Here is a 15614-nt window from a genome sequence, read left to right as displayed (position 1 = left end):
ACGTCATTCCTCCCCCGGCCGGACACTCACGACGATCCACCCCGAGGGACGTTCCGGATCCGCCACCAGGTCGATCGCGAAGGAGGATCCGTCTGCAAGCCGCTGCAACGCTGTGGTCATGCTGGCGTCATCAGAGATACGAATCGGATCGCCGACTGCAGGACTGGTCGGGACCTTCGTCGGCTCCGTTCGCGCCAGCAGCGTTGCCAAACGAGGACTCGTGGTTCTGCGCAGCAGTTCGGGCCGCTTCGAAGAGTTGTCAAGGAATGCCGCGACGAACTCGCGCGCGACGGGTTGCCACGCTTCTGTCCTGGCCTCCGGTACTCGGCTCGACCTCGGCGACGGAGTTGGCAGACCGGTCTCCTTCGGAGCGACGTGACTGACGCCCACGACCGCAGACGGCCGACGCGAGCCAGCTCCCAACCGGTACGCACCGACAGCCACGAGCACGACGAGCAGGAGCGCGGCTGCGGCCAGAACAGTCCGCCGCATGACTTAACTCTCGTTTCATATCTGAACGAGAATCAAAACTACAGAACAGTTCTCGATGTGTCTACCGGTCCCGAGGACCAAGTTCGTCGAGCTCGTATCCGTGCGTGTACACCTGCCTGGTCGGTTGCCCCGGGGTGAACGACGGTTCACTCGCCGGAGGTGTGCGTCGTTGAATCGTGCGCCGCAGTGACGCGGCTCCATCGACAACCGCGAGCAGCGGACGCGAAGGCAACGGCAGTGCCAGCTCGCGCAGCACGGCCGGTTCCTCGATGAGAACGCTGGTGATCTGTGTTACGAACGGCCGTGCGGGTGCCGGCATTCGGCCGCGCAGTGTGTCCAGCGTGGCTCGAATCAGTGCTTCACCGGCTGCGCTCCGAGCGAAGTGGGCTGGTTCGTATTCGGCCATCCGGTCCTCCGCCTCGTCGTAGGACGCCGGACGGACAGCAATCCTCATCCGCTCCCCAAGAGAATCCCAGAAGTGCCAAGTCGACTCCCGTTCGGCGACAGTGACCGGTCGCCACCCGAAGCGGTCCATGACTCTCGTCGGTACGACCATCAGCGCCGCAAGCAGGTAGGTCATGTCCTCTGCGTGAATGTCGGGTCGGTCGTGCAACCGATTCAGCACACGCACCATCCGCCGGCCACGCTCCGAGTCAACGCCACCGTGGATGATCTCGTGCATCATCAGCGCGGTGTCGTACGCGCGCCGGGTCGTGTCGAACTGCATGTGCCCCGTACTCTGCAGCAGGGTCGCCATGCGAGGAACCGCCAGCGGACGATAGAACGCCAACTGGAATCCGAGCCGAGCCTCCGCGGGAAACTCCCACAGGGTCAGGCGCCGGTAGATCTCGTGCCAATCAAAGCTGGGATCGAGGGCTGCCAACTGGGCGCTGCGCCGTTGGCGATCCTCATGCAGATGCACGATGCAGCTCCTTGTACACGGTCGCGAGCTTCGCCAGTTGATCAAGGTCCGAGTCGCGGGATTCGAAGCATTCCAGAAGGTCGGCGGCACGGAGGTCGGTTCGGTCGCTGCCGGCTTCGATCGATGCAGCCACCGACTCAAGACGTGAGACTCCATCTGCCGGCTCATCGACTGGAGCGATCCGCAACGCGTCGAGCGTCTCGATGATCATTCGCTCCACCTGGACCTGAAGCCGAGTCAGCGGGCCTCCGCGCGGCGCCATCTGCAGATGTACATCCGGGTAGCGGGCGACAAGTGCCAGCCAGAGCGGATGTAGCGTGCGTCGACGCCGCCAGGTCGTGATCAACGAGGTGACATAGGGAACTACGAGCAGGCAGATCACGCCGAGACTGACCAACACCAGCGGCAGCGGCAGCAGCCGGTCGCCGAGCCGATTGATGGCAGCTCCCCTCTCGCCGGAAAGGTTCACAACGAGCGACGAGGACCACAGCGCGAGGATGAGCAGTGCCACGATTGACGCGCTGGCGCTGAGAATCAGGCTCGTCTCGCGGGCTAGATCCGGTTCGTTGGCCGAACGTCGTCGACGGAGGCACGTCCGAGCGGTCAACCCGAGAGCCAGACCGAGGAACGACCAATATGCGACGCAGTACACCGTGGTTGCGTTCGATCGCGCGGCCAAGAGATCTTCAAGCTCCCGATCATGAAACGGCGCCGCGGCCCAGGAACCGATCAGCACCGCGGCCACCGCGCCCGTTGTCGCGGAATAGAGGGCCACCGCCGACTTCGGCACAGTCGGTGAACGGAGCGCGTGCAAGTACACGAGAAGGAATCCAATACCGATCGTGATCGCAAGCCGCGACATCAGCCCGGCAACGTTGTACGACAGCAGCGTTTGGTCCAAGGGTCGGCGCGCGCAGTAGATGGTCAGAGCGATCGCGACGGCGACCATCACCGCTGTGAAACTCGTACGCCACAGCGTCCGGGGCTGCGACCACGAGAGCCAAGCGCGGTAGAGCGCAGCCGCCCAGGTGACCACAGCCGCGCCCACCAGCATCAGCGCAACCGATCCGATATGGCGTCGTGCCCGACGGCGCACCGCTCGCTTCGCCGCGCGAGCATGGTCGCGAGCTGAGTGCCCAAAGCTTCCGCTTCGACTTCAACATCGTCCGCGTACCGGTACCTCGCCAGAAATCGGCGAGCGACATTGGGATCGACATCCGGGGCGAGAAGAGCAGCCAACGCGTCGGGATCCGAGTTCGCACCGATCGGCGTGTGCCCAAGCAGGATGTGAGCCAACTCGTGACACATGATGGCCGTGCGCTGCGCCACGCCGACACCCGTAGGAACGACGATCCAGTCCGCGTCCTCCCTCGCGATCCAGAACCCGCTCGGCTCTCGCGGTCCGAGACTGGCCGACATGGTCCTGATCGGTCGTCCGCGCTTCAAAGCGACGGCAGCAACAAGATCATCAACGAACCCGCTCGGTGGCATCAACTTGCTCGCCCGCAAGCCAGCGAGCCGAATCCGTGCTCCCGCGCTAGCTCTCCGCCGTTCCTGGGTCATCGAGGCCTTCGATCTTCCGAATGCGATCCATGATCTCGCTGAGATGCTCCATGCTCTCGGGGCTCATCCCTTGAGTCCGAAGCAGCAAGCCCTTGGCACGCGAGTCCTTCATGGCCGTCAGCGCGTTGAGCTCCGATTCGACCTGCTTCTCCAGATCCGGATTGAAGAAGTACCCCATGGGCACCCCAAAAAGGTCGGCGATTGCCGCGAGCAGCCGCGCCGAGGGGTTGTTTCGACGTCCGGATCGCAGGTGCGATATGTGGACGCCTGAGACCGTGATGCCCTTTTCACGCAGCGCCTGAGCCGCCGTGTCGTTGGAGTACAGGCCGTTGCGGCCGGGGCCGGGCACAGTCGCGAACAGCCGATTCAGCTTGTCCGCGAGACCCGGGATGCCGTCCTCCGCCACAACCAATCCTTCGTTCAATCGGGTTCCAACCCACCTAGCATCGCACAGTCGGCACCTTGAGCACAGACCGCGATCGACGATCCACAACTTCAGAACAAGTCGGCCCATCCCCTAGCGCATGGATCGTAACTGTAGTTATTCTCAAGCCTGTGACTGTGAACTTGAGAAGTGGCGATCGGCGGGTGTCGGGCTACGGAGCTCGCCCGGTGTCGGTCGACCTCACGCGCAATCGGCCTCTGGCGCTGCCTCGCGCTTCAGCTGATCCTGTGCCCGATCTTCCTCGGCTGGAACGCACCCTGAGCGACGCCCAGGCCGCCGACCAACTGGCTCTTGCGCAGTGGCCGGCGAACCATCACATCGACGTGTGCAGCCTGGCCGGCGGGACCGGGCGCACGACGATGGCCGGGCTGATTGCCGTGACGCTCGCCGCGTTGCCGTACGCCCACCTGCATCGTCCAGTCGTCCTGAAGGAACTGGAAGCCGCTCCGCTCTCCCACGCCCACGAACGCTGGGGAGCCGAAAACGACCAGCTCATCAACGTCGGCCGCCGTGGCGGCAACGTCCGCCTCACGGAGCGACCGATGCACCCTGCCGAACTGCACCCGATGATCGTGTGCGACGCACCTGCAGGGCTTCTGGCAACCGAACGAGTTACGCGCGCCAACTCCGCCGACTCCGTCGTTCTGACGGTGCGACCTGACCGAGTCAGTCTCGCCAAGACAGCCGAAGCGCTGCTGTGGTTGCAGGACGACAGAGGTGTGGCGCGTCAGCGGATCACCGTCGTCATCAACGATGCGGCGGGACGCCACGACCGCAACAGCAAGCCGGCGGCGACAGCCTTGGGCATCAGATGTTGGTCTGTCCACAGGCTGGCCGCTCATCCGGCGCTCGGTCCAGGACGGGTCCTACCCTCCCAGCATGTTCCGGGTCCCATCCACAAGGCAGTCGTCAGGATCTGTCTCGACGTCTATCGTTCCATCCAACCGGCGGTAGTGACCGCCGCTCCTGGAGAGGAGGACCGCAATGCATAAGGTCCGTACTCTGACGGCAACCGTCGCCACCTCCACCGCTCTTGCCGTCGCGCCGTTCTATGCGTGGGCGGCACCGAAGAAGCCGAAGGACGTCGTCGACGGTCCCAACATCGCCGCGGGCGCGCAGAATGCGCCGGGCAGCAGCGCCATCGGTGACCTGATTGACGCGATCGGCTTCTACGCGATCATCGCTTGCCTCGTCGGATTGCTGCTGTCGGGCTTGATCCTGGCGATCGGCCCACGGCTCGGCTTCACGCAGGCGAGCACCATCGGCAAGGTCGGCATCTTCGCCTCGTTGGGCGTCGCCTTCCTGGTCGGCATATCCGCAACCTTGATCAACTTCTTCTACAACGCCGGGGCATAACGTCGCCGTCCGTACCCATGAGGAGTCGTGCATGAGCCGGAATCGTCGCCGCGCCGGAGTCGTCATCGGCGGCTTGGTGATCTTGCTCGCCGCCATCGCGGTCGTCGCCTACCTGGCCGGCCGCAGCGGCGAACCACAGGCGACGCCGACGACGTCCTCGACCGCGGCGGTCACTCCGAGTGACACGCCCACGGTCGCACCGAGTACCGCTTCGAGCAGCGACGCGGCGGATGGGCTTGATCGTGGCGTCGTGGCGGCAGGACGTGGCGGTAAGTCCGAGGGCCCCGACGGTCTGCCGTTGACGTACGACCGTACCCAGGACGGCGCGGCAGCCGCAGCGACGAACTACCTCATCTGGATGAACTCCATCAAGATCACCGACAAGTCCGCCGCAGACGCGATGGCGACCGCGACCGCCGCCGACGACACGACCCGGACAGCCCTCGTACGGTCCTTCGACGAAATCCGATCCGGCATGAGAGGCCTCACGACGGACGAGCTGCAGCCTGCTCGCGGCGCGTACGCGGTGGCCCGCTACTCCCCCGACAGCGCGACCGTCTACGTGTGGGCGCCCGAAGTCACCGCGGACGCGAGCGGCGCCAGTCAACAAACCTGGGGCATCGACGCGGTCAACGTGGTGTGGGCTCGCGGCGACTGGAAACTCAATCACGAGCTGATCGTCCGCAGCGGCGGCGCAGCGGCGGACCCCAAAGATCCGTCCGGAAACCCCACGTCCGCGGAAAAGCGCAGCATCCTTTCGCGCACACCCGAGGATCCGGGCGAGATCCAGGACTCAGCCGAGCAGTCGTGGCTGGAGTACGCCAATGCGCCGCACTAGTCGACTCCGTTCGATCATCGCCGCCTTGCTCCTGGCGGCAACCGTGCTAGCCACCGCGGTGCCGGCAGCACACGCCGCGCCCACAACGAGGGAACGACGAAGTGTCGCCGAGGACGTGGCGCAATCGGTGTGCCGAACGGTGCCGCCGATCATCAAGCTGCCCAAAGACATCAGTCCGAACAAACTGTGCCGGTCCGTCATCGTCGAGAACATCGACCCCGAGGGCAACAACAGCGGGATCCGGGCAGCGTGTGGTGAAGCGCTCGGAAAGGTCGCACGGCCGGTGACCCGATTCTGCACCTCCGTGTTCGACAAGATGCTCGATCCGGCCCGCGCCCTCTTCCTTGACAAGGTCGCTCCGGTTGCGCAGAAGCTGAAGTGCGTGACGACAGCCCCGGCGGCGTTCGACTGCTTGGCCAAACAGGTGCACATCTGGCTGGAGCGGTCAATCGTCAGCCTGTGGCAAGGGCTACTGACGATCCTGACCTCCGGAACTCAAGCAATCGCCATGCTGGACGGATGGCACAACCCGGGAATCGTGTCGCTGTACAGCGACGTCGGCAGCCTCGGAGCCGTGATCCTGTTGGGCGTGCTGCTGATCTCGTTGATCATCTCCGCTGTTCGACTCGACGTCAGGCACCTCGGGCACGCGCTGTTCGGAGTGATCGTCTGGGGCCTCTTCTGGTCGGCCGGCGCCGCCGTCGCGGTCATGCTGATGAAAGCGTCCGATGAGGTCTCCCGCTGGCTCGCCGGCCGCCCCGACAAGTCCGGTGCTACGGACCTTGATCGCGCCGGGAAGCAATTCGCCGATTGGGTGGAGTACGTCAGCGGCGCGGCCAACTCGACCGTTGGACCGTCGTACGACGTGGGCAGCTTCACCGCAATCCTGGTCTGCCTGCTGTTGATCATCGCGATCGTCGCCGCGCTCGTCGCCTTGCTGATGCGCAACATCGCTCTGTTGATGATCGTGATGGCTCTGCCGCTGACCCTGGCGGGAACCGCGGGTCCGCGGATGACCCGTGAGTGGTTCAACGCCGCCGTACGAATGTTCGTGGCCCTGCTGCTCGCCAAGCCGCTGATCGTTATCGCCGTACGCCTGGGCGCCGTGCTGGTGTCGGTGCCGGCGCGAGGTCAACCGCAAGCCACCTTCTCCGACGCCCTGTTGGGTGTTTCGATCATCCTGCTTGCCGCCCTGCTGCCCGGGGTGATCTACCGCTTCTCCGGCGGTTTGACGAACACGTCGGCGGGTGCGGCACCGAGGGCCTCCGCGGGTTACATCGGACAATCGGCACAGTCGGCGACCTCGAGCGTCGATCTCACTCGGGTGATCATGGAGCGCAACGCACCACGCCCGATGCTGGCCGGACGACCCCCGCAACCGGCAGTCGCCGGCACCACATCCACTGGGGCGCGAGGCGGCGGACTCGCGGGCCCGATCGGCATCGCAGCCGTGACGGCAGCGCTCGCGGGAGGCACGATCGAGTCGGGTGGCCGATGGCTCGCCGGACACGCGGCTACCGGCGGCGGAGTCCTGGGCGACGTCGAAGGCCCTCACGTACCGAGTCCACCGATATCGCGTGGTCCACACGGCGCCCGCGACACATCCCAAAGCAGCGACCACCGCGGCTCGGCCTCCCAGCAGGACCGCGAGCCCAGACCTGAACCTGCACAGCTGACCATCGTCCAGACGCCGTCCCACGTACCACAGCGCCCTGCGATCGCCCCACGCGGAATCGATCACCTGATCATTCCGGGCTCGGTCGTCGACGACCGACAGCTCGAATTGCCACCGGCGCAGCAAACGCCGACTGACCAGGGCCAGGACAGCGATGAGTAGCCAACAGGTGCGGTTCGGCCCGCGCGAATCGCGCGGCTGGCTGCTGGGCATGACAACCTCGCAACTGCTGCTGGGCGTGGTCGCGGTGTGGACGTCCACCCGCATCTTCGACGCCGACACCAGCGGACGTGCCCGGTTCGGCTGGGTGCTGCTGGCGGCGGTCTGTCTCACCATCGCGTTCCTGCCCGTTCGCGGCCGCACGATCGTCGAGTACGTACCGGTGATCGCCAACTTCTGGACCCAAAAGCTGACCGGTCAGGACGTCTATCGCGGGGGTGTGTTTCGCATGCGCAACTCAGACACGGCAGAGTTCGTCCTGCCTGGAGACCTGGCCCACCTGCGCCTGATCAACTTCGTCCTGGACGGTGGCGAGGGTGCCGAGATCGCCGTCGTACACGACCCATACGCCAAGACGTACACCGCTGTCCTGGCACTCGAAGGCTCCACCTTCGCGTTGCTCGAAACCTCCGTGCGAGCATCCCGCGTCGACGCGTGGGGCTCGCTGCTGGCCCAGCTGTGCTCCGAAAACGGCGTCATCAACCGGATCCAAGTCCTGGAACGGACCCTCCCCGACTCCGGTGACGCCCTCCACCGCGACTGGACTCGGCGGGGCGTTCACGACGGTTCCCTGCAGGCCGCCAACTACGAGCAACTGTTGTCGGCGGTGGATGGGTCCACCCAAGCCCACGAATGCTTCGTCGCCGTCAGCGTGGACGCACGCCGTGCCAACGCCGAGATCCGCCAAGCCGGCGGCGGCCATCAGGGCGCGGCCGCGGTCGTCGTCAGGGAGATCGACAAGATCGCCGAGGGTCTCAAGGGTGCGGGCGTCCGCGTCGACGGGTGGTGCCCGCCACGAATGCTCGGCGAAGTCATTCGCACAGCGTACGATCCGGCGTCACGGCCGCTCATCCGCCGTCGTGGCGGAGGCCGGTCCGACAGCCGCGGCGGTGACGACGGTCTGCCGTCCGGCGTCGATCCGCGGATCTGTGGGCCCATGCGTGCCGAGAACGCGTGGTCTCACTACCGCACCGACAGCGCGGTTCACCGCTGCTGGTGGATTCTGCAATGGCCACGGCAGTACGTCGACGCCGGGTTCTTGACGCCGTTGTTGTTGTCCAGTCAGCATCGGCGGACGGTGTCGATCGTCCTGGAGCCGCTCAGCCCGAGTCGCGCCAGTCGTCGGGTGACGCTGCGCCAGTCCGGGGTGAGTTCCGAAGCGGCCATGAGGCAACGGTTCCGGCGGCGCACAACACGCCGGCACGAGATCGAAGCCGGCGATGTCGATCGACGCGAGACCGAACTGGTCGCCGGCCACGGCCTGTATCGCATGCTCGGATTTCTTTCGGTGTCGGCCGACGACCTCGCCCAGCTCGAAGCCGCCTCCGGCGAGATTGAAGCTCTCGCACAACGGTCGCAGCTGGAGATCGCTCGGATGTCCGGCGAACACGATCAAGCATTCGGCGCGGCCGCGCTGCCGCTGGCTCGAGGATTGCGATGAGAAGCCAATCACGTACTCTCACGCTGCCAGAAACGGTCACGGCACCGCGTACGCCGTGGCGTGAGCGCCCGCCTGCCGAACGTACGCAAGACGGCATCGTCGATCTTCTCGGCACCCTCGACGTCGCGCCCGCCGGTCGTGGCCCGGCCGGACGGTGGGCCGGTCGGGTGTTCCACCGGATGCGGTTGCGCGCACACGAAGAGACGACGGCACAGATCGCGGGCGTCTACCCGTTCGTCGCCGAGCACGGCTTCACGGCCGACGGCGCATACGTCGGGCGGGACCGTTTCACCCGCGGAGCGTTTCGATTCGACCCGTTCGAGCTCTACCGGGCGGGGATCCTGCCCAACCCCAACGTGGCGATCTTCGGCACGATCGGGTCGGGCAAGTCGTCCTTGATCAAGACGATCGTCCTGCGACTGTTGGCGTTCGGCGTCCGCTTCATCAATCCAGCCGACACCAAAGGAGAAATGGCGGCCACGGCCCGGGCGGTCGGAGCAACCCTGGTCCAACTCGGGCCGGGCATGGGCAAAGCGCTCAACCCCCTCTACGCACCGCCGCGTCCACAACGAGTCGACGAGCCCACGTACATCGAGCTGATGGAGCAACAACGTCTGCTACTCCTCAACGCACTCGGCGCAACCGCGTCGGGACGGCCCCTGACCGCACGGGAGGAGACCGGCATCGAGCAAGCGCTCGCGCAGCTCACTCGGCAAGTTGATCACGTCGCGGCGGATCGGATGCGTCAACCGAACCTGGCCGAGTTTTGCGAGCTGATGCTGAACCCGACACCGGAGATGGCAGCAGCGATCCCGGTCCCGCTGTCGGTCCTCGCCGACGACTGTCTCGACCTGGCTCTCCGCTTCCGAGCGATGATCAAGGGCAGCCTGAAAGGCGTCTTCGACGGGGAGACCGTCGAGGTGGACTGGAACCGGCCCGGCGTCGTGATCGACATCTCACGCATTCGCGCATCGGATGCCGGCGTGGCGCTCACGATGACGTGCGCGCAGGCGCTGGTCGATCAGATCCTCACCTTTACCGACGATCAGTGGCTGCGGATCCTCGACGAGTGCTGGCGTCAGATCCGCTATCCGCACATCGTGCGCCGCATCTCGGAAGGGCAGAAGCTGGCGCGCGGGGATGACGTGACGTCGGGCTCGGCAACGCTCATCGCACTGCACCGGATCTCCGACCTGATGGGAGCCGCGCCGGAGATCCGCGAACTCGCACTCGGATTGCTGGCCGATTGCTCCACCCGAGTTGTCTACAACCAAGCCGACGATCAAGTGCCGATCACCCGGTCAACGCTGAACCTGACCGACATCGAAGCCGAGTTCCTGCCCCGACTGCCGCAGGCGACGGCGCTGTGGAAGGTCGGCCAGCGTTCCTTCGTCGTCGATCACACGGTGCTGCGCGACGGCTACGAGTGGGAGTTGATCCAGACCGACTCCCGGATGGGGACCCGGAAGTACGAGTCGGTAGCCAACCCCGCCGACGCGATGGCCGAGGAAGTACGGGTGTCCCCTGCCGAGCCGGACGAGACGGACGGGGTGGCCTGATCATGTGGCGCTGGTACGCGGCAGAAGATCGCCGACAAGCCGCAGCCGTCGTCGCCTTGTTGATCATGGTAGGCCTGTTCGTCGCTGCGATGACGCCAGTGCTGGCCGGAGTCGGTCTTGCCCGAATCGGCAGGCAAACTCCGGGTCGATGGTCGACGCTCGCCGCGACGGTGTGGCTGCATCCCGGCCGTGCGACCGCCACCTTCGGCATCGGTATCGGGTCGGGAACGTTCTGGGTGCTGGCAATTGCGCTGCTCTGTCTGGTCTCGTCGGCGTATGTGTGGACGGCGATGACGGCGTATCGACTGGCTGCGCCCACTGGTCGCGGCTTTGCAACCAGGTCTGATCTCGCCCAGGAGTTGTCGGTTTCGGTGTGCCGCAAGCGGGCTCGCACGACGCGCCCGGACCTCGGCTGGCGGGACCGTCGGCTCGCCGCTCCCGCACAGGTCGGGATCCCGCTGCATCGCTCCGCCGTCGGCCGATCCGCCCTGTGGCTACCGCTGGAGAACGCGACCGGTGTCATCGCGCCGCAGCAGTCCGGCAAGACGCTGATGGACCAACTGCACAAGGTGATCGCGGCACCGGGTTCGCTGATCGTGACGTCGACCAAGCTCGATCTCTTCCTGCTCACGGCCAAGACCCGTCAACGCGCCGGTTCGGCCGTCCAAGTGCTCGACCTCACCGGATCAGCGAAGTGGCCCGATCTTGTCCGGTGGAATCCCGTCCGCGGTTGTACGACGGTCAAGTCGGCCAAACGCCGAGCCCAAGCACTACTGCGTGCGACCACCGGCGAGGGCCACGACGGGACCGTCGGCAACCACGCGTTCTTCGAGCGGCGCGCCGTGGCCGTGTTGACCGCCTATCTCCTGGCCGCCGGAATATCAGGAGCTCCGTTGATGGACTTCGTCGGCTGGTGCCAGAACGATCTTGACACCGAAGCCGCAGCGATCCTCCGTACCCGGCCGGACTTCACTGCCGTACGCCGGACCTTGCAGCAGGCGCAATCGGTCGTCGAGGAGACCCGATCCGGCATCTGGGAGACCATTCGTGACGCGATCGCGTGCCTGACCGACCCCGACGTCGCCGCGAGCGCGTTGCCGCGTACCGACGCCGAAGGGCTGTATCCAGAAGCGTTCGTACGCAGCGGCGGCACGGTTTATGTGATCGGCTCCGAGGACGACGCCGCGTCTCAGGCGCCGTTGATCACCGCGTTCGTCCAGGACGTGCTCGACACCGCACGTCGACTCGCGATCGCCGACAGCAACGCCAGCGGACGTGAGCGATTGGCTCCGCCGTTCACTGCGGTGCTCGACGAGGTCGCCTCGATCTGTCCGCTGCCCGATTTGCCCGACACGTTGTCGGATTCGGCGGGGCGAGGTGTGATCGTCCACTACGCCCTGCAGTCGCCGGCTCAGGCTCAGGCCCGTTGGGGCAGGGCGGCAGCCACGCTGTTCGACAACACGACGGCGCTGACCATCCTCGGCGGACTCAAGTCGGAAGAGACGTTGAAGTGGGCATCTTTGTTGGCAGGTCGACGGCTCGAGGAGCGACGCAGCCGGCAGAGCCACGGATTCGCTGATCCCGGATCGATCCACGTCGGCGTTGAACGCAGCGACATCCTGGAGCCTGCCGCGATCCGGGAGCTGCCGCGTGGCCGGGCGTTGTTGATCATGCGTTCGATGCCGCCGACCATCGTCCGCCTCGTGCCCGCGTGGACGCGCCGCGACTGGAAACAGCTTCGCGCCGACGCGGACGCCCTTCGCGCCGGCCGTGTCGACGACGAACCTCAACTGTCGCGGCCCGCGTTCACCGGAGAGCTGGTGCCGCGATGAGTGATGACCCGTTCGACCCGTTCGACGAGTCGGGCGACTACGGCGTTCGCTCCCCCGACCCGTCGGAGGTGAGCAGACTGCAGATTGAAGTCCGCTCACTGCGCGACACCGTCAACCAGCAGAACCGCGCGATCGAGGCGATCGACGGCGTACTCGGACGGCTCGTCGACGTGCGCGAAGGCGAGTTGCGGACCGCGCCGTGGTGCTATCACCAGCCGCCACCGATGAAGGACGTCGACGTCCTGCCGACCTGGGTTGCCTGGTTCAACCTGCGCTACGCACCACAGGAGCAGACGAAACGCATCCCGTACTGCTGGGAGCAGCACGGCGGCCTTGCCGCCGAGATCGCAACCCTCGCGTTCGCCTGGCGGCGCGCATTCAACGACGCCAAGTCGAACTCCGACGCGGCGCAGATGTGGCACGACCGCTGGCTCCCCGGCTTCCTCCAACGCATGCGACAGTGGGCACCCGCCGACTGCTTCGACGGCAGCCACAGGGCACCTCGAGACGAGGTCCCCGCTCCGTTCACTGTCTCGGAACAGGACGGAGCTTCACCATGACTGCCACGATCGAAGTCCTCCGGCAATCGCTGCCACCGGTCGCTCGTCTTGGATTCGACGACGGCTGGCATCTGCTCCCGGCCACGTTCCTGAACCTGAAGATGCCCGTCCTGATCGTCGACCGCGCCTACATCGGCGACCCGTCGGCGTTCGGCCTCGAACAACTCGGAGCCCGCGATCCAAAGACGCCGATCCCCCGGTCTTGTCTCGACGTCGAACTGCTGGACAACCTGCTATGGATCCGAGATCAGGAGAGTCACATGATCATCGCCGGCAGTCGACTCAACGCCAACTGCCTGGTGAAGCAGCTCGCCTTGGCGCGAACCGCTGCCCTCCTGATTGGCAGCAGCTACCAACTTGAGCTGTCCTGCCTCGCACTCTGGTCGATGTTCATTGGCACCGCAAACGTCAGCCCGGCGGCCACGCGCCGGTGAACGCCACGGCAGAAGCCAGCGCTTGTCGACGGCGCCGGAGTCGAGCGCTTCGTCTCGCAGATTGGTCGTCGCTTGTCGCTTCGTTTGAGGCACCCTTGCGGACACCGGAGCCGGGCGGGTCTATCGGTCGCCGGCGATTCCGCTGGTCATGAGGGTTTCGGTCGGCCCGTTGGTGGAACGGCTATCGGTCCTGCCCGGGGCGTCATCGAGAAGCCGCGAGCACCTCGCGGATGACGTGGCGCGCATTGTTCGCCAGCGCTGGGGTTTCCTTGTGGTGCCTCAAATAGGTCAGGGCCTGAGACAGTACTCGTCCGCGTCCGCGAAGCCACGTCGCGTCGTCCACGTCCAGCGCTGCGCGAAATTCGTCGCGGACGTCAATCGGCAGGAGGTACCACGCGGGGAAAAGATCGCATGCCGGATCGCCGACACCGCAGGTCTCGAAGTCGAGCACCGCGGTCAGTCGGCCTGCCGTCGAGACGAGCAGGTTGTTCGGGGTCAGGTCGGAGTGCACCCACGCCTCGCGGCCGTCGTACGGTGCTGCGAGCGATTCCTCCCACGACGCGAGCGCCGCGCGGGTGTCGATCAGGCCATCCAGCTCGCTGATCATCTTCCGTGTTGAGGAGTCCATCGAGACCATCGGAGCGCGCGTCCGACGTTCGCCCGGATACGTCGGTTCCCGGTCCGGCAGGTCGACCCGCCGGAATGCGTCGACGAATGCCGCGAGGTCCCTCGCCAGCCGGCGCGGATCAACCATCGCGTCCGGGGCGGGCTGCGCGCCGGTGAGCCAGCGGTGGACGGACCACGTGCCCGGAAAGGCGGCGTGAGGTGAGCCGATCGCCTCGACAGAGGGAATGGCGACAGGCAAGAACGGCGCGAGTGCCGCCAGTTTCTCCTGCTCCCTTTGGACCATGTCGGTGATCGAGGGCGGGAGCGGAAGCCGTACGGACAGGTCCGGGCCGAGGCGGTATATCGCATTCGCCAACCCACTGGAGTTGAAGGGTTCGAGCGGCAGCGCGGCCCACTGAGGGAACTGAGCAGCCACCAGTTCGTGGACGACAGGTGTGCCGATGTGGTCGGCATGGAACTTGCGGGGGCTCACAGGCCTATCCGAACGATCAGACGGTCCACTGTCAACCCGGTTCGGCATCGTGGTCCCACGCGACAGGAGCCTGATTGGACACTCGAGAAACTGCCCAGCAACGGGACCGCCCGGAGTCATCACCGGGGACCCGACTACCTGTCCGAATCTGCCGATCCCTTGTGCAACAGCGACGCGACGCTCGGCCGGGTGCCCGGTGTGCTGCCCGTGTCGTCTGCCCGCCACCGGCCCGCTTGCGGGCGGCGCGTTCCGATGCCTGCCAGGGAACGGCTACCTTGACGGTCTCGACGATGACCCGCCTGACCCGCCTGACGGGGGACGTGGCCCGACGCGACTGCGGCCGCCGGTTGCGTGGTTGGCGCTCTGAAGGCCGGTTGGGCTGAGTCGGTTCAATCAGGTCAGTTCCATGACGGTTTGGTTCACAGGTTGGTTCGTCAGGTTGGTTAGTCAGGTTGGTCGTCGGGTTGGTTCTGTCAGGGCCGGTTCCGTTAGGTCGGTCAGGATTTGGGTTGCGGTGTGACGGTTGCTGGTGTCGATCGCGAGGGCGAACGCCTGTTCGGCGTGTGTGGGATCGGCATCGGGTGGGATGACGAGGAGTTCGATACGGCGGCGGTTGCCGGCCAGGGTGAGGATGATCTTGTGAGTGTTTTCGTCGGGGAAGGATGAGGCGGGGATGATGGAGCCGCGGGAGACGATGCGGCGGGGTGCGATATCCCAGTCGGCGGTGGAGTAGAGGGCCCGGGCGATCCGGCCATGTTCGAGGGGCCAGTAATCGGTCAGCGATGGTAGTTCTTGACGAAGGTCGCGCGACCGGGGCCACCAGGCGCCGTCCAGGACTGCTTCGCCCAGGATCGGCTTTAGCTGTAGGCGCGGGAGGGGCGACGTCGGGACCGGAGGATCTGACTCGATCACTGGTGCCGCTGCGGGTGTGGCTGTGGGGCGGCGTTCCGGCAGTGAGGTGTAGTCGCTCATGGCGACCTCCAAGGGCTGGGTGTCGATGCGGAGCAAGGAACTTGCAGCGCCTTCCCAGGACTCCAATCTAGCTGCGATAGCCAAAACGACGCGGACAGCCCCAGGGTGCCCGGGGCCGCTGAATCGTCTCCTCGAAACCCGGCCGCACATTGGGGCGCAGCACAGGCCTGGCCGTGGGTGAAAAGGCGGAGTCCGGCGCGCTGAAGC

Annotated in this window: 16 protein-coding genes; 9 read left to right on the top strand and 7 right to left on the bottom strand. The window is 65.9% G+C overall.

Translation table 11 applies throughout. The features are described from left to right. Positions 1-3 precede the first annotated feature (3 nt). The 5 genes from FOE78_RS23530 to FOE78_RS04990 all read right to left on the bottom strand — a co-directional run bounded on the left by FOE78_RS23530 (position 4) and on the right by FOE78_RS04990 (position 3383). The gene (locus FOE78_RS23530; protein WP_168207387.1) at positions 4-210 is read right to left on the bottom strand and encodes a hypothetical protein; all 207 of its coding nucleotides are present in this window, start codon (positions 208-210) and stop codon (positions 4-6) included. Positions 211-553: 343 nt separating this feature from the next. Beyond that, entirely contained in the window at positions 554-1414 is an 861-nt protein-coding gene (locus tag FOE78_RS05005) for an oxygenase MpaB family protein (RefSeq protein WP_143985329.1), read from the bottom strand. After that, positions 1401-2468 carry a DUF6545 domain-containing protein gene (locus FOE78_RS05000; RefSeq protein ID WP_143985328.1) on the bottom strand — a complete coding sequence of 356 codons (1068 nt, stop codon included), beginning with the start codon at positions 2466-2468 and terminating at the stop codon, positions 1401-1403. Before FOE78_RS05000 ends, FOE78_RS05005 begins: the two co-directional genes overlap by 14 nt. Beyond that, positions 2468-2743: a hypothetical protein gene (locus FOE78_RS04995; RefSeq protein ID WP_143985327.1), complete on the bottom strand. Its 276-nt coding sequence runs from the start codon at positions 2741-2743 to the stop codon at positions 2468-2470. Before FOE78_RS04995 ends, FOE78_RS05000 begins: the two co-directional genes overlap by 1 nt. A 208-nt stretch (positions 2744-2951) precedes the next feature. Beyond that, positions 2952-3383, bottom strand: coding sequence for a helix-turn-helix domain-containing protein (locus tag FOE78_RS04990; RefSeq protein WP_143985326.1), 432 nt, complete (start codon positions 3381-3383; stop codon positions 2952-2954). 155 nt (positions 3384-3538) lie between these two features. Between FOE78_RS04990 and FOE78_RS04985 the strand changes: the two genes are divergently transcribed. The 9 genes from FOE78_RS04985 to FOE78_RS04945 are packed head-to-tail and all read left to right on the top strand — an operon-like array spanning position 3539 to position 13336. Then, positions 3539-4414: a hypothetical protein gene (locus tag FOE78_RS04985; protein WP_210414815.1), complete on the top strand. Its 876-nt coding sequence runs from the start codon at positions 3539-3541 to the stop codon at positions 4412-4414. Beyond that, positions 4407-4778: a DUF6112 family protein gene (locus FOE78_RS04980; protein ID WP_143985324.1), complete on the top strand. Its 372-nt coding sequence runs from the start codon at positions 4407-4409 to the stop codon at positions 4776-4778. Before FOE78_RS04985 ends, FOE78_RS04980 begins: the two co-directional genes overlap by 8 nt. A 31-nt stretch (positions 4779-4809) precedes the next feature. Continuing rightward, positions 4810-5616 (top strand): hypothetical protein, encoded by an 807-nt coding sequence (locus FOE78_RS04975; RefSeq protein WP_143985323.1) that lies wholly within the window; start codon positions 4810-4812, stop codon positions 5614-5616. Further along, entirely contained in the window at positions 5603-7453 is a 1851-nt protein-coding gene (locus FOE78_RS04970; RefSeq protein ID WP_143985322.1) for a phage tail tape measure protein, read from the top strand. Before FOE78_RS04975 ends, FOE78_RS04970 begins: the two co-directional genes overlap by 14 nt. After that, positions 7446-8951 carry an SCO6880 family protein gene (locus FOE78_RS04965; RefSeq protein WP_143985321.1) on the top strand — a complete coding sequence of 502 codons (1506 nt, stop codon included), beginning with the start codon at positions 7446-7448 and terminating at the stop codon, positions 8949-8951. Before FOE78_RS04970 ends, FOE78_RS04965 begins: the two co-directional genes overlap by 8 nt. Beyond that, entirely contained in the window at positions 8948-10510 is a 1563-nt protein-coding gene (locus FOE78_RS04960; RefSeq protein WP_143985320.1) for a conjugal transfer protein TraC, read from the top strand. Before FOE78_RS04965 ends, FOE78_RS04960 begins: the two co-directional genes overlap by 4 nt. Before the next feature lie 2 nt (positions 10511-10512). Further along, on the top strand, positions 10513-12342 hold the full coding sequence (locus FOE78_RS04955; RefSeq protein WP_143985319.1) for a type IV secretory system conjugative DNA transfer family protein: 1830 nt from the start codon (positions 10513-10515) through the stop codon (positions 12340-12342). Next, positions 12339-12902 (top strand): hypothetical protein, encoded by a 564-nt coding sequence (locus FOE78_RS04950; RefSeq protein ID WP_143985318.1) that lies wholly within the window; start codon positions 12339-12341, stop codon positions 12900-12902. The genes FOE78_RS04955 and FOE78_RS04950 overlap by 4 nt, the downstream gene beginning before the upstream one ends. After that, complete coding sequence (locus FOE78_RS04945; protein WP_143985317.1) at positions 12899-13336, top strand: hypothetical protein; 438 nt, start codon at positions 12899-12901, stop codon at positions 13334-13336. Before FOE78_RS04950 ends, FOE78_RS04945 begins: the two co-directional genes overlap by 4 nt. A gap of 202 nt (positions 13337-13538) precedes the next feature. On the opposite strand, the gene FOE78_RS04940 is transcribed toward FOE78_RS04945, so the two are convergent. Together FOE78_RS04940 and FOE78_RS04935 are read right to left on the bottom strand one after the other, a co-directional pair. Next, positions 13539-14435, bottom strand: a complete 897-nt coding sequence (locus FOE78_RS04940; RefSeq protein ID WP_143985316.1) for an aminoglycoside phosphotransferase family protein — start codon at positions 14433-14435, stop codon at positions 13539-13541. A 447-nt stretch (positions 14436-14882) separates the two neighbouring features. Further along, positions 14883-15407, bottom strand: a complete 525-nt coding sequence (locus tag FOE78_RS04935; protein WP_143985315.1) for a DUF5994 family protein — start codon at positions 15405-15407, stop codon at positions 14883-14885. Positions 15408-15614 lie beyond the last annotated feature (207 nt).

Origin of the sequence: Microlunatus elymi, from assembly GCF_007362775.1 — a bacterium.
Lineage (GTDB): Bacteria > Actinomycetota > Actinomycetes > Propionibacteriales > Propionibacteriaceae > Microlunatus > Microlunatus elymi.
The sequence above is the reverse complement of the archived record's forward strand: the minus strand, read 5'-3'. Positions and strand labels throughout refer to the sequence as shown.